Raw genomic sequence first — 20,308 nt, forward strand, 5'->3', positions numbered from 1 at the left:
TTGTTGTACCATACCCTATAAAACCGCAGGGTACCCACGAGATCTTGCCATGAGCGCCTGATGAACAAGCTGTTTATACAACCTGAAATCTTTTCGCAAATCCCCGGACTCCACGCCCTGCAAACAACTCGTCACGGCGGTGTGAGCCAGGCACCTTTCGCAACGTTGAATCTCGGGCACAATACCCCCGATAATCCGGCAAACGTTGCCAAGAACCGATCGATACTCTGCGAACACCTGAACGTCGACACCTCGTCACTGGTCACCGCTGATCAGGTACACGGAACAAGGATTCTTCATGCCTTTGAGGGAGGACATCGTACAGGATACGATGCATTTATAACCGACCGGGAAAATATTTTTCTTTGCGTACTCACAGCAGACTGCTTTCCCGTACTCATTTTCGACTATGAGCATCGAGCGGCAGGCGCCGCACATGCGGGATGGAAAGGAACTGCAGAAAACATCATCGGAAGGACAATCGAAGCTATGATGAAACACTTCGATACATCACCATCCGCCTGTCTCGCCTGGATCGGCACAGGTATATCCGCAAGTGAGTACGAGGTTGGAAAGGATGTAGCCGACCATTTCGCCGGCAAGCACCTCGCTCTCTCACCCAACGGTCGCTTCATGCTCGATCTTGCTGCAGCCAACGTCGATCAGTTGCTCGATGCAGGAATTCCCGGTAATTCGATCGAAGTTTCACCGTTCTGTACTGCAAAAAACAACAACGACTTCTTTTCATACCGCAAGGAAAATGGAAAAACCGGACGAATGATAACCTTGATCGGCATCAACTCTCCTGCTTCGGCTTCCTGACCACTACCAGAGCTGTACCGAGCTTTTTCTCCAGCTCTTTAACCTGCAGCAATTCCTTTTCTGTGAGATCGTCGGCGACGACATCGTAACTCGAGTACGACAACAGTGTCTTGCCGATACTTTTTTCCAAAGCTTTGACCTCCTGTAACTGTTCATCCGACAGTTTCGAAAGACTCGACAGCATAGCAACCCTCCTTTACGGCATCGTCATTTCCTTGACGCCCGGCCTCGTTACCAGTCACTGGACGTTACCCATCAGCATACCACAGTCAAAGACCGAACGCCGATACAGACAATAGCGATGTCTTTCACGTTTAACTGCTTCCATACTCAAAGTATACGGAACAACCTGCTTTCCTTATAGTTGTTTCATAACGCTTTTTGGGGTAAATTGAGGTTTATATAAAAAAACATCGGAATCCACTCCAATCATTCCTAAGTTGATCGAATGTCCGAACTTGCCGAACACCGGGACAGAGGGAATATCGTTTACCAGCTTAGGCCTTTAACTTTTAGCCTTACCTGAACATGAATGACACTGAATTGCTGAAATGTAATCAACGAGCCAACGAGATTCTTTTCAAGGGGCTCGTGGAATTCGGCTGTTTCAAGGCTGCACTTGAACTCGACATTTTCACTCATCTCGCCGGCGAAGCAAAAGACGTTGAAACCCTTTCCGAAGATATCGGTGCCGTACCGCAGCGGCTTGGAATGTTGCTTGAAGCACTTCGTCAGGTCGGAATCACCGCGCAGGAAAACGGCAAGTGGAATTTGACCGATTTCGCAAATAGCATGTTCGTTCCCAACGAGGAGCACCCGAATCTCTATATGGTTCCCGTTGCAAAAGCCATGGCTTATACCGCCGAAAATTTCTATATGAACATGGCTGAAGCTGTACGAGGCAAACTCGATTACAAAGGAGAAACCTCTTACCCTCCGAAAACCAAAGAAGAAAATCTTTATTTCGAAGAGATACACCGTCGCAACGCTCATTTCGCAATTAAGTTGCTACTTGAAGAAGCCGACCTCTCATCCAACGAAAAACTTATCGATGTAGGAGGCGGCATAGGAGATATTTCGGCGGCACTTGGCAAAAAGTACACACAGCTCGACACCACCATTCTGAATCTGCCCGGAGCAATTGAGCTTGTCGATGAAAACGCTGCTGAAAAAGGTCTTGGAGACAGATTGAGGGGGGCCGCCGTTGACATTTACAGGGATGAATACCCTTCGGCCGATGCAGTTATGTTCTGCAGAATTCTCTATTCGGCAAATGACCAGCTTACCGAAATGATGTGTGCAAAGGCGTTCAGCGCACTCGAAGCTGGAGGTAAAGTACTCGTACTCGATATGATAGTCGATGAAAAGGAACACCCGAACTACGACTATCTCAGTCATTATATCATGGGAATCGGTATGCCGTTTTCGGTTCTCGGCTTCAAGGAGCAGTCAAATTACAAGCCTATTCTCGAAAAAATCGGATTCACGGATGTTCGTATGGTCCGCCGTTACGAGCACCTCTATGTCGAGGCGGTTAAACCGGCCTAAAAACTCCTCGAAAAATTTCATTGAAAAGCAGTTTCTCTATCAGCGGAAACTGCTTTTTTCGTTTCTATGGGCAAACCTTCCTGTAACCACCGTAAAGATCATGAGCTGTCCGGCAGATATCTTCACGAAAATCCGGATGAGCGATACTTGCAAGCGCCTCGGCACGCTGCCGCATGTTTTTTCCGTGAAGGTTTACAATCCCGTATTCCGTAACGACATATTGCACATGAGCCCTTGTGGTCACAACTCCCGCTCCAGCCTTGAGCACAGGAACAATCCGGGACTCACCACGTTTGGTAACTGAAGGAAGCGCTATGATGGGTTTTCCATCGGGAGAAAGCGCCGCACCGCGAATGAAGTCCATCTGTCCCCCGACACCGGAAAAATGCCGATGCCCTATGGAATCGGCACAAACCTGCCCGGTCATATCGATTTCAATGGCACTGTTGATTGCAGTGACCCTGGGATTCTTCCGGATCTCTTTGGTATCGTTTATATAGTCCGAGCCGAACATCTCAACAAGCGGATTGTCATCGACAAAATCATAGAGCCTGCGCGATCCCAAGAGAAAACTGGCGACAATGATTCCATTATGGGTAGATTTGTACCTTCCTGTGATAACACCTTTTTCAACAAGATCGACAACTCCATCGGAAAACATTTCCGTATGAATCCCCAGATCTCTATGATGTATCAGCGCAGCAAGGGTGGCATCGGGAATAGCGCCGATACCCATCTGAAGAGTTGCACCGTTTTCGACTATGGAGGCAATATTCTGTCCGATTTTTTGTTCGATATCGGTCAATTCATGACTCGGACCTTCAGGAAGTGGATCGTCAACATCAACCATGGAGTCGATATGACTCACATGCAGCAATCCTTCACCGTGTGTCCGGGGCATATTCGGGTTCACCTGTGCAACAACCGTCTTTGCTGTATGAACCGCTGCCCGCGCCGCATCCACCGATACTCCGAGGGAACAGTATCCATGGCGGTCCGGAGGAGAAACATGAACAAATGCAACATCGAGAGGCAGGACATTTCTGTAAAACAGTGCCGGCACATCACTTAAAAAAATAGGTATGGCGTCTGCCAGCCCCTTCTGAACGGCAGATCGCACATTCCTGCCGACAAACAAGGCATTGAGCCTAAAGCTATCACTATACTCCGGACGGACATACGCAGCATCGCCTTCTGTATGAAGGCTTACAATTTCAACGTTACGCAGCTCACCCGCCCGGCCAACGAGAGCATCGATAAGCCTCTGCGGTGTAGCCGCAGCTGTTTGCAGAAAAACCCTGTTTCCCGACTCGACGACAGTAACCGCCTCTGCCGCCGATATTGTCCGGTATTTCATAAATTATTCAACTCCTTTTTTTATTTCCTATGATTTCAAATAGACCACATACAGACGTCACATTCCAAACTCCTTTCATTCAATACTTGCGCTCTTTCGGAACAAATTCTGGACGGGAAGACGCAAGAGAAAGGTCGACAGCCTTCTGCATATGTGTAATCGCCCCTCCCTCTTCAAGAAAACAAATCGAATGCATCAACCATGCCGCATCATCCCGTGACGGATAATCGTCCCTGCTATGCGCACCTCTTGTCTCCCTTCGTTCAAGGGCCGATACCGCAACAGCTTTCGAGTAGTTTATCATATGTTGCAGCTCGATAGCCTCGAGAAGTTCCGTATTGAACTTTTCACTCCGATCGAAAACTTTTATCGCTTCAGCCCTTTTCTGAAGTGCCGTGATGGTCTCCACCGCCTCCGAAAGTCCTTGTTCATGACGAAACACCGACACGTTTTCCATCATGACTTTCTGCAGTTCTGTTCTGATCGGGGTAATCGCCTCACCGGCCTCCCGTCCTTTAAGAGCGGTAATTTTCTCACTCATCCGGGCAGCAGCCCCTGTATCGAGAGGAATCGGAGTGAGACAGACCCTGTCGAGATACCGGTTGATATCTTTACCTGCACGTCTACCGAAAACAATCAGATCCAGCAAAGAATTGGAGCCGAGACGGTTTGCGCCATGCACCGACACACAGGCAACCTCTCCTGCAGCCCAAAACCCCGGAACTTCACGTCCTTCCGCATCTCCACTCACCCTGCCGTTTACATCGGTGGGTATTCCTCCCATGGCATAATGACAGGTCGGCTGTACCGGAATCGGCATTGCCGCAGGATCCACGCCAAGGTAAATCTTTGCGAACGACTCGATTTCAGGCAGCTTTTCAACGATTTTCTCTTTTGACAACCCCGTTAAATCAAGTAGAACATGGTCTTTCATCGGCCCTGCACCGCGGCCATGCCGGATCTCCTCGTAGATGCTTCTGCTTACAATATCACGCGGCGCAAGATCCTTGATGCTCGGCGCATAGCGCTCCATAAACCTTTCATCCTGTCCGTTTCTCAGGATTCCTCCCTCACCTCTTGCAGCTTCGGTAATCAGTATGCCAAGCCGATAAAGACCGGTCGGATGGAACTGCACAAACTCCATGTCCTCCAGAGGCATCCCATTGTTCAGCACTATGCCCAGTCCGTCCCCGGTATTGGCAAAAGCGTTTGACGTGGTCCTCCATGCTTTTCCATAGCCACCGGTAGCGAACATGACAGCCCGGGCATGAAAAAGCATGAGCTGTCCGGTTTTGAGTTCGATGGCGACAATTCCGTTCACGGCTCCTTCGGCCATACACAGATCCAGTACCTGATATTCATCATAAAAGCTGACACCTTTTCTCATGGACTGTTCATACAGTGTATGCAGACAAACATGACCAGTCCTATCGGCAGCATAGCATGTTCTGCGAACCGGAGTCTTTCCGAAGTTGCTGGTATGCCCGCCGAAAGGGCGTTGTGCTATGCGGCCGTTGTCGAAGCGAGAAAAAGGTACACCGAGATGTTCAAGCTCGATAATCGCTCGGGGAGCGTCGTTACACATTACCTCCACGGCATACTGATCTGCCAGATAATCCGACCCCTTGATGGTATCGTATGCGTGCCATTGTGGAGAATCTTTCTCGGCATTGCCAAGTGCAGCAGATATCCCCCCCTGGGCCGCTCCGGAGTGAGACCGAAGAGGATGAAGCTTCGATAGGACGGCAACATCGTGTTTTCCGGCAACTTCAACCGCTGCCCTGAGCCCTGCGAGACCGGAACCGACAATGATCACATCATGGTAAACAACCTGCATAATCCAATTATCCTAATTCATTCCAACAGACATAACCGCCATAGTGCCCTGCCAGGCAAGCAACACGCTTACCGTCCAACCAGCTGCCACGGCTATCTTCCTTAAACGTTCGTTATGCATATAGTCTCCAAGAGATCTGCTGACCCCAAGCATACCATGCGACAACGCCAAAAACAACAGCATGACATCGATCATTTTCCATAACGGCGTTTGCAATCTCTCGAGAACTTTACTGTAGGTAATGACATGCTCTCCCGGCAACGCCTCCTTCAGCGCCCCCTCTGCAATCGCATCGGCGAACTCCTGTCCGGTTGACCCGAGCTCCCTGAGTATGCTGTTATATTCTTCGGCTGTAGCGAGAAAACCGTTCGGCATATGCTGCAACCAGAAATGCAGACCGAGAAACAACAAAAGGCCGACACCCGTTATACGCTGCATCAACCATCCGAAAGCCTTGAAACGGACCGGCGAGCGGACCTCCTGATTCTCATTCTGGCTGCTCATGGAAGCATTGGGGCTATGAAGTATGGAAAAATAATCGACAGTCCACCGACAAGTGTCACGACAAACGTCAACACCAAGACGCCATAGAACAACTGTCGCTGTCGCTCGGAACGGTAAAATGCATCCTGAATCATTATTCTCACCCCGTTGAATGCATGAAATGCAACCGATCCGAGCAAGATAGCCTCGGCTATCTTGAACAGGGGATTTCGATATGTTGTCACATAGATTTCAAATGCCGCGGGATCGGCAAGCGAGCGCAACCCCATAATATGTAAAACGAGATACGCTACAAGCGCGAGCCCTGTAAACCTGTGCAGCAACCAGGCCGACATACCTGCAAGCTTGCGGTAAGAAGATGCCGTAAACAGAAACGTTCTGAACGAAGGCCTGTTTCTTGATTGTCCCGATCGTTCAATGTTTTCTTGCATCCATCAACGATAAACTTGATAATAAAGATACCGGCAGCCGGTGTCCGGTCTGAAGATAATCTGTCATTGAAAAAGAATTGCCATCGGCCGGCCTTTTTGCGTTACGATTCTGAAAAAATTTCCAACTGGCCCAGGCCATTGCACCGAGGGCATGATGATCAGTTTGAATTACTGCTTGCGCCGCCGCAAATAAGCGGGCATGCTGGACTCTCCCTTGCGAATCATATCATCAGAGTTCTCCTCGGTTTTTGATCCCCCCTCTTTGGAAGGAGACCCGACTTCCATCGGATCGTGAATAGCAATTTTCCTGCGAATGTAAGCGGGGATTCGAAGATCATCAGGTGTTAGATCATGCGTACCTTGCGCAACCTGACGGGACATCGGCGGGGAGAACTTGCCTCTGGATGACAGCGCATCGACCATATACACATTATCGGAAATCTTGTCATCCTGCGGATCCTCCCGATCACGACTGAAACCTGTAACGATAACCGTCACCCTTATTTCTCCCGAAGCTTCGGGATTTTCCACATATCCGTTTATTATTTTAGCCGACCTTCCCACCTGCTCTTCGAGATAGCTCATGGCATCGGACATGTCCCGCATGGTAACATCACCGGTCATATTGACCAGCACCCCTTTTGCCCCTTTGAGAGCGACACCTTCCAAAAGTGGGCTTGCAATAGCATCGGCAGAAGCCTTGAGTGCCCGCCTTTCACCAGAGGCCGACGCCGATCCCATCACGGCATCTCCTGCACCGAACATAATGCTCCTCACATCGGCGAAATCGACATTGACATGACCATGACTGGTAATGATATCCGCAATTCCTTTCGCTGCCCGGTAAAGCACGTCATTAGCCATATTGAAGGCCTCGGTAGCACTGATTCCCTCTTCGGCTATACTGAGAATCTTTTCGTTCTCGATAACGATGAGCGTATCGATATATTTTCGCAGTTCGGCAATACCACCATCGGCTATTTCGGCCTTGATCCTCCCTTCAAAACTGAACGGGCGGGTGACAACCCCGATGGTAAGAATCCCCATGTTTCTTGCTATGGAAGCAATAACCGGAGCGGCTCCTGTCCCGGTCCCTTTACCCATTCCTGCTGCGATAAAAACAAGGTCCGCACCCCGAAGCTGATCGGCGATCAACTCACGGTCATCTTCCGCAGCCTGGCGCCCTTTCGCAGGATCTGCGCCTGCGCCGAGACCGTTGGTAGCCTTTTTGCCGATCTGAATTCTGGTAGGAGCTTTGGAATTCAACAAAGCCTGACGGTCGGTATTGAAGGCGATAAAATCCACACCGGCAATCCTGCGGTCGATCATGTTGTTGACCGCATTTCCACCGCACCCGCCTACCCCGACGATTTTGATGGAAACGCCTCTTTCCTCCTCATGCTCAAACAAGCCGGGATCCAGTTCAAACGCCATGTATCACACTCCTCCTTTTTAAGGACCCTCTCAAAGCTTTTCCCACCAGTCTTTCAAGCGATCGACTATTTTCTTTCCCGTTTCTCCCTCAGGATGGCTCTCTTCGGCATCGACAGATTCCGTCTGGCCGTCACGCAAGTCAATCACATCGCTATCCTGGAAATCACTGTTTTCAAAAGAATATGCAACAAGCCCCATAACCGTAGCATAAATTGGGTTGTTGATTGCACCCTTGATACCACCCGACACCCCTTCGGGAAAACCGGTCCTCACATCGAGTCCCAGAATATTCGATGCAAGCGTATCGGTGCCGGGAATCAAACTCCCACCACCGGTAATGACCGCGCCGGCATTCAAATACTCAAAATATCCCGAACGTTTGACAGCCTCTCTGATCAGTTCGAAAATCTCTATCATGCGAGCCTCGATAATCAAGGTCAATGAACTTTTCATGAAAGACTTGCAGGGGCGCCCCTCTATACCTTCTATCAATATCTCCTCATCCTCGATCCGCTCCTTCGAATAAGCGAAACCATGCTTGATCTTGAGTTCTTCGGCAACCTCGTAAAGAGCCTTGACTCCGTATGCCACATCATGCGTCACATCATTGGCTGCGACTTTGATCACTTCCGAAAAACGTATCGCTCCATCGATATAGATAGCGACCTCTGTTGTCCCCCCACCGATATCGATAATGACAACGCCACTCTTTTTCTCGCTCTTCTTCATAACAGCAAGACCCGACGCAATAGGCTCGAATGTCATGGCGTTGACTTCAAGACCCGCTTTCTCAACACATTGCTTGATATTGCGGATCTTGGTTTTCATCCCTACAACGATATAAGCGCTGCCACGCATCGTAGTTCCGGCCATCCCGATCGGATCAAGTACGCCTTCCTGATCATCGACGATGAACTCCTGGGGAATCACATGGATGATCTCATGATCGATGTCCAGATAACGGATATTGGTCTTCGCTTTTTCAAGGAAACGCTTTACATCCGAAGCGTTGACGACACCGGACTGATTGACACTTATTTCGGAATTACTGTTGATGCAATGAACGTGAGCTCCCGAGATACCCACATTGACCCCTTTTATACGAATCGAGGATTCACGCTCGGCATCGGCAACCGCCGATTTGATGGCATCGACAGTTTTGTTGATGTTGACCACCGTGGCCCGCTGAAGCCCTTCAGAATCGGTACGACCTTTACCGAGAATGTTGAGTTTCCCCATTTCATCCATTTCGGCAACGACAACGCATACCTTTGTTGTCCCTATGTCAAGCCCAACGACTATATTGCTTTTCTGCATTATTTCATCCTGTACACGATGATATCAGGGCGATATCCTCTGCGAACTCCTACGGCCACTCTCTACAGCAAAAACTCTTTTATCAAATCGCAAATCGACCTTTTCATAACCGTCGAGTCCCATTTTTTCAACCACCTTTTGCCAGAATATCTCGAATTTTTTCAACTTTTCCTTGTAGTCTCCATCATTCCCGACGATAAAACGGGTAGGGGAGTCGGCAACCGAAAAATAGGCTCCGCTTCCGCCTTCCAGACATACATCCCGTATCAATAACCGGGCATATTCAGACACTGTCAAAGCTTCGATCATCTCTTTGAGAACGGCAAAATGCTTTTCATCGGCTTTTTCCAAGTGCGTTCCTTCGTCATGTCTTGTTTTCATTCCGGTGACCTGAAAAAGCCTCGATGAGGAAGGGGGAAGGTCACGATAAGGCAAGATATAACCTTCCGTGTCAATAACCTGAACTTTCTCACCATTCACCACCTTCACCATGGGCACACGTTCTTCAATCGTGACCCGAACGATTCCGTTCATCTCTTTCTCGATACCGACCCTCCGGATATAGGGCAACTCGGTATAACGCTTCGTTAGCACTGCATCATCAACATCGTCAAGATCTCTGCCGAGAAGTCCTTCAGCCTTTTCCCGAAGCTCCCCGGCATCCAGCAAGCGGTTGCCACAGATAACGACATCCCTTACCCAGACGCTCCTTTTCCAGTGTTGAGCATAGATCCCCAGCCCGAGAAGCATTGTCGAAAGAACAAGCAACACCGGTGCGATAAAGCGCCACCGCGGGCCGGCAGTGCCAGAATCAGTCCCGTCCTCCAACCCGGCTGGTTCGTCAGGCTTTTCCGGAGGAGTACCGAGGTCATCGTCATAGACAAATCCTTCCATCAGCACAAGGTTTTTTCATATCCGAGAAGCTTTATTTCCAGTTCAAGAGATACCCCGAACATCTTTTGGACATGTTCTTTCGCAACACAAATCAACTCCATAACATCTGCCGAAACCGCATCACCGGTATTGATGATAACGTTGGCATGCTCTTCTGAAATCATCGCACCACCTTTCCGGCTTCCTTTGAGCCCACAGGCATCGATCATCTGACCGGCACTGAGACCGGAAGGATTCTCTTCTGGCCGCGGATTACGAAAAACACTTCCTGCATTGGGCCATGACAACGGTTGTGAAGCAACCCTTTTCTCGAACGCCTCCCTGCGGAGCCGGGCTCTTTTATCATGTTGTACAGCGGAAAGTCTCTCGAGCTTCATACCCGCTCCAAGAATGGCACTCTCCCTGAGAGAACTATAACGATAGCCAAACCGGATGTCCTCTGCGGAGATCACACATGGTTTTCCGTTTTCGAATGTTTCGACCCAGGATACGACACCTGACATTTCCTGGCCGTACGCCCCTGCATTCATTGCAACAGCCCCTCCAACTGTTCCGGGAATCCCCTGCAGCATCTCGAGACCACCAAGAGAAAGAGAAAATGTCTTTTCGGCAATCACCGGAAGCGGGACCCCGGCGCCGGAGGTTAGAATATTTTTCTTGATCGTGTAATTTCCCAATGCTCTCGACGTCACGATAACAGCACCCCTGATACCGTCATCATGAACCACAAGGTTTGTTCCCCTTCCGATAAGGGTATAGGGAAGATTTCTCTCTTCAAAAAGCGACAACGCCCGACAAAGATCGTCTCTATCAAGAGGGTCGACATAAAAATCAGCCGATCCTCCGACTCTCAGTGCTGTATGCTCTTTCATTGGCTCACCAAGCAGCACACGACCCTTGATAGCATCCAGCAGTTCTTCAGTACTGATCATCTCTATATCTGTTGATCTGTTTAGAAAATGGATTACGCTCAAACGTTTCCTTCCAACTCATTGGTTCCTGCGCTGACATTTCCCGGCAAGCTCCAGCGCGACTTTGGTTATACTCCCGGCACCCATACAAAGCAAAAGTTTTCCTGCCACACAGTAACCTTCCAGGATGGAGCAGAGTTCCTCCATTCCTGGTATAAACCTCACCTTTTTTGCCCCGGCAACAGTCGCCGCCTTTGCTACAAGAGCTCCATCGATACCGGGAAAATCATCAGGATTTTCTCGTGCGGCAAACACATCGGTAACAACAACGCTATCTGCATTTGAAAGCGCCCAGCCATACTCGTTCGAAAAATCCCTTGTCCTGGAGAAAAGATGAGGCTGAAACACAGCGACAATCTCAAAATCCCGCCATCCCGCTTTCGCAGCCTTGACCGCAGCCTTGACCTCGGAGGGATGATGTGCGTAATCGTCAATGATGACAGGCCCCCCATCCTTCCCGTACCTGATCTGGAACCGTCTTCTCATCCCGTTGAACGCGGCGAGCCCCGAAACAAGGCGTTCGACCGGCAGCCCCATCTCCACACCAGTGGCAATTGCCGCCAGCGCGTTATGCACATTGTGCCGCCCTGGAACGGCGATGTTGAAACGGGCCATTTCCTTTTTTTGATGGTCTACCGTAAAAAAGGTTCTGTTTCGGTCGATTTCTATATCCCGTGCCATAAAATCCGCAGACTCCTCTATACCGTAAGTAATCGAACGTCTGTCGAGCTGAGGAATGATGTTGCGTACTTCAGGCCAGTCAACACAACACAGCACCCTCCCGTAGAACGGCACCTTGTTGGCAAAAGCGATAAAAGCCTCCCTGAGATCCTCTATCCCGCCATAGGTATCGGTATGCTCGACCTCGAGACTGTTGATCACGGCGAGGGATGGAGTCAACCTGAGAAATGCACGATCGTACTCGTCTGCCTCTATGACCATGTACCGACCGTCACCAACCCTGGTGCTTCCTTTCAGGTAATCCGAAATCCCGCCAATCATGACCGTCGGAGCTTCTCCAGCCTCGATGAGCATCGTTGCGATCATCGCTGTTGTCGTGGTTTTACCATGAGTTCCTGCAACACAGATACCACTTTTATACCGCATCAGTTCACCGAGCATTTCATCTCTCTTGATCACCGGCACACCCTTTCGCAGTGCCGCGGCAATCTCCACATTGTCACGTGCCGATATGGCGGATGAGTACACAACGACATCGCTCTCTCCTATATTCTCTTCACTATGCCCTTTCGCAACGGTTGCCCCTTCTTCCTTGAGTTTTTCCGTGACTTCATTGACGGCAATATCCGAACCGGTAACGGTTAAGCCTGATTTCAATAACAATTCGGCAATCGCACTCATCCCGGCCCCGCCTATCCCGACTATATGGACACATTTTGTATTTCCCAGTTCCACGTCTATCTCGTTTAGCTTTTTCCCAATTGAATGATTCTCCCTGCCAGTTCGCTCGCCGCTTGAGGTTTTCCATGCTGTCTGCAAGCAGTCGCCATTTTTCCCCGACTCACGCTGTCCTTCAGCAACCCATAAACCTGTTCTTTCGCCTCCTTGCCGCTAATCTCATCGTCGGGGATCAACACCGCCGCTCCATCTTTAGACAATGCTTCTGCATTGAAGAACTGATGATTCCCGGTCGCATAGGGATAGGGAACCAGAATCGCCGGCTTGCCGAGATTGGTCAGTTCCGCTACGGTCGAAGCCCCTGCCCTGCAAAGGACGAGATCAGCCGCGGAGTACGCACTTCCCATATCGTCGATATAAGGCCCGATCCACAGATTACTCGAAGGAACGCACTCATTGCCGATCGCTTCGATGTCCAGTGAACCGGTTTGCCAGATGACATTCGTCATACCCTCGAGTTCACCCAGCCATCGTTTAACCGCATTGTTGATAGATCGCGCCCCCCTGCTTCCACCAAAGACAAGGAGAGTCGGGAGCCCTGGATCGAGACCAAACCCTTTTCTAGCTTCTCTGCAGTTGGTGAGAGAAAAACTGCGGGCGGGATTGCCTGAAACGTAAATCCCCTTCTTTCTTTTCAGGAATCGGCTGCTGTCGGGAAAAGAAAGATGCACTTCGGTAGCAAACAAAGAAAGCAACCGTGTCGTCATACCGGGATACGCATTCTGCTCCTGTATAAGATTTTTTTTCCCGAGCATCTGTGCAGCAAGGAGCAAGGGTGCGCTGACGAACCCGCCTGTACCGACAACAACATCGGGACGCTCTTTCCTGATCAGGGAGGTCGCCTTGCTGACCGCACCGGTAAAATCACTCAACACGCCTGCATTACCGAGCATATCGGCCAGTGACCGCCCACGACTGAAACCGCGAACCTTGAAGGTATCCAGACCGTAACCCAGTCGGGGGACCTCTCTCGCCTCGATGCCTTTTTCCGTACCGGCAAACGTAACGTTCGCATCAGGCATTTGTTTCAGAAGCTCTTCGGCCATAGCCACTGCCGGATAAAGATGACCGCCCGTTCCTCCGCCCGCAAAGATAACCCTCATCCCGCACCTCCTCTTCTATCGGAATCGGGAGAGAGTCTCTCTCCTCCTTTTCTTTTCCTCGATATGTTGACAAGAATACCTACCCCGAGCGAATTGAACAGAAGTGCTGTCCCTCCGTAACTGATAAAGGGCAGAGGTACCCCCGTTGTAGGAAGCACATGACTTGCAACCGCTATATTGATAAATGCATACAGCACGATGGTAATGGTGATGCCAAGCGCGACAAAACGACCGAAACCATCTGCAGCGTTCTTGGCAATGATCAGTCCGCAGACAAAAAAGGCGGCAAAAAGAGTGAGAACTGCCACGGCTCCGATAAATCCGAATTCCTCTCCGATAATCACAAACACAAAATCATTGTAGGAAAGCGGTAAAAAAAGCTCGCGCTGTTTACTCTCACCGATACCCAGTCCCAACATCCCGCCGTTGCCGAGACCTATGAGAGCCTGACGTACCTGATAGGAAAGCTGTTGCTCGTCCCCTCCATTGAAAAACGACAAAAGCCTTGCGACTCTGTATGGTTGCGCTATCGCAAACAACCCTGCCAGAGGAATGAGCGGAACGGCTGTAACGAGCAGATGCTTGAACCGGACCCCTCCGAGAAACATCATAGTAAAACCGATGGTTGCAACAAGTGATGCCGTGCTGAAGTTAGGCGCAAAAGCAATGAGTGCAACGACCGTGAGTAAAAGTGTGAGCAATGGATAATAGCTTTCATTGAGATCCTTGATGAAATCCCGCTTGTCGGTGATCAGTCTCGCAAAATGAAAAATCAGGGCATACTTGGCGAAATCGGATACCTGAAAGCTTATAGGACCAAGAGGAATCCAGCGAGCCGCCCCTTTGATGACTCCTATGAATTTGAAAAACAAAAGGCCGGCAAGAAGAACAATGCTCAGAAAGAAAAGAACCTTGCTCAGCTTTTTGAAAATTCGATAATCGATCGAAGAAAACACAATCACCGTTGCCAGTCCCAAAAACGTGAAAAACACCTGCCTCCACAGAAAGTACTCGGGATTCGAAAACTTCCTCTGCGCCCATCCGGCCCCGCTGCTGTAAACGACAACCACCCCGATACACATCAAAAAAACAACGATAAGAAGCAGAAGTTTACCTGCAACACTATTGGCCTCGACGGTCTGACCCGGCGAAGCAATCCTCCCGCCTGTGCTTATCTCGACTCTCTCTTCACGCTGTCTCATTCGGCTCTCCCCCGAACACACATCTTGAACATTTTGCCCCTTGTCTCGAAATTATCAAACATGTCGAAACTCGAGCATCCCGGCGAGAAAAGAACAGTTTCACCCTGAGCCGCATTCAGCCTGGCAAGCGACACCGCCTCTTCCAGGGAGGAGGCCTGGACAATCCTGACGAGAGAGGAAAACGCTGCAATAAATTTATCTCTCGATTCACCGAAAGCCACCAATATCGAAACTTTTTGGCGAACCGTATCCTCCAGTTCGCTGAAATCACCCCCTTTTTCACGCCCGCCAGCTATCAAAACAACTTTACCCGGTACGGTTTCAAGTGCCCGCCGCAGCGCGTTGAGATTCGTTGCTTTCGAATCGTTTACCCAGTCAACTCCATTGAAAGTTCCTACAAACTCCTGGCGATGCTCCACGCCACCGAACGTTTCGAGGGCTTCCCGTACCGGAGCAATACCGATACCTGCAACCCTTGCAGCGCATACCGCAGCAAGAGCGTTTTCGAGGTTATGACTCCCTCTGAAGCTTCTTTTGAACAGATCATCCTTGCAGATTACCGACTCCTTTTTGCCTCCGATCACGGTTGTCAGCCACCTTCCGTCCATTGTCGCATAATTGTCATTTACCCCGGAGATGCGCTCTATGCTCTTGCTGAAAGGTATCAATCCCGGAACATACTCCCGATGGTCCGCAAAATGAGCACGCAGGGTTTCATTATCGGCATTATAGACCAGCCAGTCATCCTGGCGCTGATTTGCATAAATCCTGTACTTTGCTTCGGCATATCGCTGCATACTCCCTTCATAGCGGTCAAGATGGTCAGGCATGATGTTGGTTACAACGGCAACGTCAGGCCTGAAAGCCGTGCAGCGTTCCAACTGGTAGCTGCTGAGCTCGACAACCGCGACATCTCCGGGCCTCATCTTACCGACAAGAGATGAAAAAGGAACACCGATATTACCCGCGCTGAACACCCTGTACCCCCGCTCAGCGGCTTCGACACCGCACATGGCTGCTATCAGTGTCGCTGTCGTTGTCTTGCCGTCGGTTCCGGTCACCCCTAGTATACGTGCCTTGCAAAACCATGATGCAAGCTCGATTTCACTGAACATCCCTATACCGTTCTTTCCCATCTCCTCGATAACCGCTACATGAGGCGGAATACCTGGACTCACCACGGAGAAGTCCGCTTCGAGAACCTTATGGCTATGACCTTTTTCCTCGAAAGCGATACCGCTTTGCTGAAGACATGCTTTCTCATGGTCTCCAAGAGGCTCGCTGTCGCTCACAAAAACATGAGCTCCATGCCTCTGCAGCAGCAACGCCGCGGCAATACCGCTGCGTTTCGCCCCGAGCACACTGACATGTGACCCTTTTATACTCTCTGCATCCACACTCATCTCAATTTTAACGTCATCAGACTGGCCAGGAAAAACAGCAGCGTGATGATCCAGAACCGTATGACAATCTTTTCTTCCGCCCATCCCTTCATCTGGTAATGATGATGCAGGGGAGCCATGAGAAATATCCGTTGTCCTTCACCGTATCGCCACTTGGTAAATTTAAACCATGCAACCTGTAGAGAAACGGAAAGCGTTTCAATGAGAAACGTTCCAGCCAATACCGGCAGCAGTAGCTCCTTTTTTATCAACAGGGCAATAACGGCTATCGCGCTGCCAAGTGCCAGTGATCCTGTATCACCCATGAAAATCTCTGCAGGATGGGAATTGAACCACAAAAATCCCACGCAGGCCATGACAATCGCCATACTGACTATCGTAACTTCTCCCCCCCCGGGAATGTAGGCAATATCAAGGTAGTCTGCGTAGACCGTGTTACCACCAAGATAGGCAAACCCACCCAGCCCGAACACAACGATACCCGATATACCGGCTGCAAGACCGTCAAGGCCGTCGGTGAGATTCACCGCATTGGACACTGCGGTAATGATAAACACCACAAGAGGGATGTACCACCAACCGTAATCGATCATCAGATCCTTGAAAAAAGGAATCGTCGTTTCGGTCAGGAGCACTGAAAATGCCGGATCATAACGAGTATAAAACCCGATGAACAGACCGAGAGAAACCTGACCGATCAATTTGTACTTGGCGGATAGACCACCTTTGATCTTGAGCACAACTTTCCGGTAATCATCGACAAACCCGATAGTGCCCATCCAGAGAACGGAAAGAAAAATAAGCCAGACATAGGGGTCGTCCAGCTTTGCCCAGAGCATACCGGAAACAAGCACTGAAAAAATAATCAGTGTCCCTCCCATTGTCGGCAGCTCTTTCTTTTTCTTGCGATGTTCAGCCGGCGCTTCTTCCTTGACCGGTTCGATATATTTGGACTTGAGATACCTAATCAGCCTGGGTCCGGCAAGAATGGTAATCAAAAGAGAAGTGATCGCGGCAGCACTTGCCCTGAACGTAATATATTCTATAACACCGAAACCCGGTGGGTCGAAAACTTCATTGATATATTGAAGCAAATAGTAAAGCATAAAAAAATACGATTTATTGATCAGCCATGAGGCCATCGGCGAACCGTTCCAGCCTCATTCCCCTCGAAGCTTTCAGCAGGAGAACGTCCCCCGGATCGAGCGAAGCACTCAACACTTCCTGAAGCTCCTCTTCCTCAGTAAAATGTCCGGAGCATTTTGCACCGGCTTCTGTACAGCAAAGCGCAGCCTGCTCACCGAAAGTATAGAGCGAATCGATCTGCCGAAGCCCCGCCACGTAACGCCCGATGGCCCGATGTTCCATGACGCTGACATCCCCCAGCTCGAGCATGTCTCCGATAACCGCAACCCTTTTTCCTGAAGTCGGCAACGCGCACAACAGATCGAGTGCCTGACGCATGGAATCAGGATTGGCGTTATAGGTATCGTTGACGACAATGATCCCACCGGCATCCTGAAACTCGAGCCGCTTCCAGCCTTTTCCGGGACGGAGGCCTTCGAGACCTGCCGCAATTTCTTTCGGATTCAATCCGAAATGCTGCCCAACTGCAGCTGCTGCTACGGCATTCGAAACGTTGTGACGGCCTGCGAACTGCAGAGTGACGGGAACAGTTCCGGCAAGGCAACACAATGTGAACAATGACCTGCCGGCGGCATCCATCCTGATATCCTCGGCCCATACTCCATTACCGTCCAGCCTCTTACCGTAAGAAACGGTATCGGGCATTCCAGCAGCAGCCTCATCGAGCCGCTTGTCTTCGCGGTTCACGAAGACAACACCATGGCGCTTCTGCAGATACCTGTACAAAGCCGTTTCCGCATATGCCACCCCGTTCAGGTCCCGTAAAAATTCAAGATGCTCATGACCGATGTTGGTCAACAACCCATGTGTAGGCCTGGCAATAGCAGTGAGCAGCTCCATTTCACCAGGGTGGTTTATACCCATTTCAACGACAGCTATTTCGTGCTCTCTGCGAAGTCCGAAAAGCGTGAGCGGCACACCAAGATGATTGTTGAGATTACCCTCACTCATATGAACCATGTAGCGGCTCCGGAGCACCGACGCCGTCATCTCTTTGGTCGTGGTTTTTCCATTACTCCCGCCGATTCCAATTACCGGAATATCGAACTTCGAACGATAGAGCCTAGCGAGCTGTTGCATCGCATGCACGGTATCGATGACCACAAGGTAGCCGAACCCTCGCTCTTTCTCTGCGGCATCCAGCGCATCATACCACTCCCTGTTGACAACAGCACAAGCCGCCCCCCTTTCAAAAGCTTGACGAACGTAGTGATGCCCGTCCGTTTTCTCTCCTTTGAGAGCGAAAAACAGTTCGCCGCCTGTCACTTTCCGTGAGTCGATCACAACCGATGGATCCGCAAACATGACAGGATAATCCCTGTCGTACCCGGCGACTTCCCCGACGGCTTCAAAATCCTTTTTCTCCAGACAAACTGTCATATTCCAGGTTCAGTCCCTTTTTCTGATTGACGCTGTGCATTTCTCGCAGCAAGGGCTGCAGTTATGGTTTCCCGATCGGAAAAATACCTGCGATTTCCCGCAATTTCCTGATAGTTCTCGTGTCCTTTCCCTGCAACAAGCAGAATATCCCCTTTTTTCATGAGATTGACACCGCAACGGATTGCCTCCGAACGGCTTGTAAACCGGTGGAAACTTTCAGAAACAATCCCTTTAACGATATCATCCATAATTTCGCCTGGATCTTCATCCCGAGGATTATCCGAAGTAATGATAACCCTGTCCGCACCTTTCGCAGCAACCGAACCCATTTTCGGACGTTTATCGCTATCCCGGTTCCCCCCGCATCCAAACACCACGATGAGCGCTCCGCCTCGAGGCTTGAGCTCACCCAATGCCTCGATCACCTTTCCAAGAGCATCAGGCGTATGCGCATAATCGACAACAGCCGAAAATTCTCCGGTTGTATCACTGATAATTTCCATTCTTCCCTCTACGGGGGACGCGGCTGCAAGGCGACCTATGGCCTGCTCCGGCTGCAATCCCATCGCAATACCGGCTGCAAAAACTTCGAGCAGATTCATGACATTATAAATCCCCGGTAACCTGAAACCACACTCATACCGGCCCACTCCTGTCTCGATTTCCACCTCTGTATGCTGCATTTCCGCTTTGATCACACGAGCACGCACCTCCTCGCCTTCCTGACAGACGAACTTCTTATGGCCGACCGTGCAGCAATACAACTCGGTATTTCCACGTTTTTTCACCATGAATGCAGCCCACGGATCATCTGCATTGACAACGACAAAGCCTTCCGGATCGACTCCATCCATCAACTGCTGTTTCGCCTTGGCATACCGCTCCATCGTATGATGAAAATCAAGATGGTCCTGTGTCAGGTTCGTGAAAACCGCTCCAGCAAACCGAATGCCATGGGTTCTCTGCAGAACCAGCGCATGAGAGGAAACTTCCATAACCACCGCCTTACATCCCCGTTCGGCCATCATGAAAAAAAGCCGGTGGAGTACTTCCGCTTCGGGAGTTGTTTTCCCAAGCAGAACCGTTTCCTCTCCTACTAGCGCCAGACCTGTGCCAATATACCCCGTCGGAATCCCGCAGTCGTTCATCATTGCCGCCATAAGACGAGCGGTTGTGGTTTTGCCGTTGGTTCCCGTGACACCGATAATCTTCAGCCTGTCTGCTATATCATGGTAAAACCGCTTTGCGATCTGCGCCATGGAACGCCTGGAATCCCGCACGACAATGTAACAGACCGCATCACGTAGAATACCTGGAAGCTCTTGGCAAACTACGACAACAGCCCCACGATCCACTGCGTTCTCTATAAAACGATGGCCATCCGTTTCGAATCCTCGTACCGCAATGAACAGGCCTCCTTTCACGACGTCTCGTGAATCCGATGCAATCTGTCGAATCTCCCTATCAGGGTCGCAGCCGCCTGAAACAGTCAACACCTCCAGCCGCTCCAGTAACATATACAGCTTTATCCGCTCCATTC

General features: G+C 50.2%; 18 protein-coding genes. 2 read left to right on the plus strand and 16 right to left on the minus strand.

The genetic code is table 11. The annotated features are described in order from the left end of the window. Positions 1-60: 60 nt before the first annotated feature. Positions 61-822 (plus strand): peptidoglycan editing factor PgeF, encoded by a 762-nt coding sequence (pgeF, locus tag QZ209_RS06540; RefSeq protein ID WP_294346028.1) that lies wholly within the window; start codon positions 61-63, stop codon positions 820-822. Here pgeF and QZ209_RS06545 read toward each other — a convergent pair. Then, positions 797-1,006, minus strand: coding sequence for a hypothetical protein (locus QZ209_RS06545; protein WP_294346031.1), 210 nt, complete (start codon positions 1,004-1,006; stop codon positions 797-799). The genes pgeF and QZ209_RS06545 overlap by 26 nt on opposite strands. Positions 1,007-1,350: 344 nt before the next feature. Between QZ209_RS06545 and bchU the strand changes: the two genes are divergently transcribed. Next, positions 1,351-2,370, plus strand: coding sequence for a bacteriochlorophyllide d C-20 methyltransferase BchU (gene bchU, locus QZ209_RS06550; protein WP_294346033.1), 1,020 nt, complete (start codon positions 1,351-1,353; stop codon positions 2,368-2,370). 64 nt (positions 2,371-2,434) lie between these two features. On the opposite strand, the gene QZ209_RS06555 is transcribed toward bchU, so the two are convergent. The 15 genes from QZ209_RS06555 to QZ209_RS06625 form a co-directional block, all read right to left on the minus strand. Next, entirely contained in the window at positions 2,435-3,727 is a 1,293-nt protein-coding gene (locus QZ209_RS06555) for an acetyl-CoA hydrolase/transferase C-terminal domain-containing protein (protein WP_294346036.1), read from the minus strand. A 79-nt stretch (positions 3,728-3,806) separates the two neighbouring features. Next, positions 3,807-5,564: a succinate dehydrogenase flavoprotein subunit gene (gene sdhA, locus QZ209_RS06560; RefSeq protein WP_294346039.1), complete on the minus strand. Its 1,758-nt coding sequence runs from the start codon at positions 5,562-5,564 to the stop codon at positions 3,807-3,809. Between the two features lie 12 nt (positions 5,565-5,576). Further along, positions 5,577-6,068: a succinate dehydrogenase gene (locus QZ209_RS06565; protein WP_294346042.1), complete on the minus strand. Its 492-nt coding sequence runs from the start codon at positions 6,066-6,068 to the stop codon at positions 5,577-5,579. Then, positions 6,065-6,499 carry a succinate dehydrogenase, cytochrome b556 subunit gene (sdhC, locus tag QZ209_RS06570; RefSeq protein WP_294346047.1) on the minus strand — a complete coding sequence of 145 codons (435 nt, stop codon included), beginning with the start codon at positions 6,497-6,499 and terminating at the stop codon, positions 6,065-6,067. Before sdhC ends, QZ209_RS06565 begins: the two co-directional genes overlap by 4 nt. Before the next feature lie 168 nt (positions 6,500-6,667). Beyond that, on the minus strand, positions 6,668-7,933 hold the full coding sequence (ftsZ, locus tag QZ209_RS06575; RefSeq protein WP_294346049.1) for a cell division protein FtsZ: 1,266 nt from the start codon (positions 7,931-7,933) through the stop codon (positions 6,668-6,670). A 30-nt stretch (positions 7,934-7,963) separates the two neighbouring features. Further along, positions 7,964-9,250 carry a cell division protein FtsA gene (gene ftsA / locus QZ209_RS06580; RefSeq protein WP_294346051.1) on the minus strand — a complete coding sequence of 429 codons (1,287 nt, stop codon included), beginning with the start codon at positions 9,248-9,250 and terminating at the stop codon, positions 7,964-7,966. A gap of 24 nt (positions 9,251-9,274) precedes the next feature. Further along, positions 9,275-10,144, minus strand: coding sequence for an FtsQ-type POTRA domain-containing protein (locus QZ209_RS06585; RefSeq protein WP_294346053.1), 870 nt, complete (start codon positions 10,142-10,144; stop codon positions 9,275-9,277). Further along, complete coding sequence (murB, locus tag QZ209_RS06590) at positions 10,144-11,076, minus strand: UDP-N-acetylmuramate dehydrogenase (protein WP_294346054.1); 933 nt, start codon at positions 11,074-11,076, stop codon at positions 10,144-10,146. The genes QZ209_RS06585 and murB overlap by 1 nt, the downstream gene beginning before the upstream one ends. 57 nt (positions 11,077-11,133) lie before the next feature. After that, positions 11,134-12,531 carry a UDP-N-acetylmuramate--L-alanine ligase gene (murC, locus tag QZ209_RS06595; RefSeq protein ID WP_294346056.1) on the minus strand — a complete coding sequence of 466 codons (1,398 nt, stop codon included), beginning with the start codon at positions 12,529-12,531 and terminating at the stop codon, positions 11,134-11,136. Between the two features lie 11 nt (positions 12,532-12,542). Beyond that, positions 12,543-13,637, minus strand: coding sequence for an undecaprenyldiphospho-muramoylpentapeptide beta-N-acetylglucosaminyltransferase (gene murG / locus QZ209_RS06600; protein WP_294346058.1), 1,095 nt, complete (start codon positions 13,635-13,637; stop codon positions 12,543-12,545). Then, complete coding sequence (locus tag QZ209_RS06605; RefSeq protein ID WP_294346062.1) at positions 13,634-14,839, minus strand: putative peptidoglycan glycosyltransferase FtsW; 1,206 nt, start codon at positions 14,837-14,839, stop codon at positions 13,634-13,636. The genes murG and QZ209_RS06605 overlap by 4 nt, the downstream gene beginning before the upstream one ends. Continuing rightward, on the minus strand, positions 14,836-16,236 hold the full coding sequence (gene murD, locus QZ209_RS06610) for a UDP-N-acetylmuramoyl-L-alanine--D-glutamate ligase (protein ID WP_294346095.1): 1,401 nt from the start codon (positions 16,234-16,236) through the stop codon (positions 14,836-14,838). The genes QZ209_RS06605 and murD overlap by 4 nt, the downstream gene beginning before the upstream one ends. Positions 16,237-16,238: 2 nt before the next feature. Then, positions 16,239-17,348, minus strand: coding sequence for a phospho-N-acetylmuramoyl-pentapeptide-transferase (gene mraY / locus QZ209_RS06615; protein ID WP_294346064.1), 1,110 nt, complete (start codon positions 17,346-17,348; stop codon positions 16,239-16,241). A gap of 13 nt (positions 17,349-17,361) precedes the next feature. Further along, positions 17,362-18,768 (minus strand): UDP-N-acetylmuramoyl-tripeptide--D-alanyl-D-alanine ligase, encoded by a 1,407-nt coding sequence (murF, locus tag QZ209_RS06620; protein ID WP_294346067.1) that lies wholly within the window; start codon positions 18,766-18,768, stop codon positions 17,362-17,364. Then, positions 18,765-20,306: a UDP-N-acetylmuramoyl-L-alanyl-D-glutamate--2,6-diaminopimelate ligase gene (locus QZ209_RS06625; RefSeq protein ID WP_294346070.1), complete on the minus strand. Its 1,542-nt coding sequence runs from the start codon at positions 20,304-20,306 to the stop codon at positions 18,765-18,767. The genes murF and QZ209_RS06625 overlap by 4 nt, the downstream gene beginning before the upstream one ends. Between the last annotated feature and the right edge of the window lie 2 nt (positions 20,307-20,308).

It is taken from the genome of Prosthecochloris sp. (genome assembly GCA_015482705.2).
Classification (GTDB): Bacteria; Bacteroidota; Chlorobiia; order Chlorobiales; family Chlorobiaceae; genus Prosthecochloris.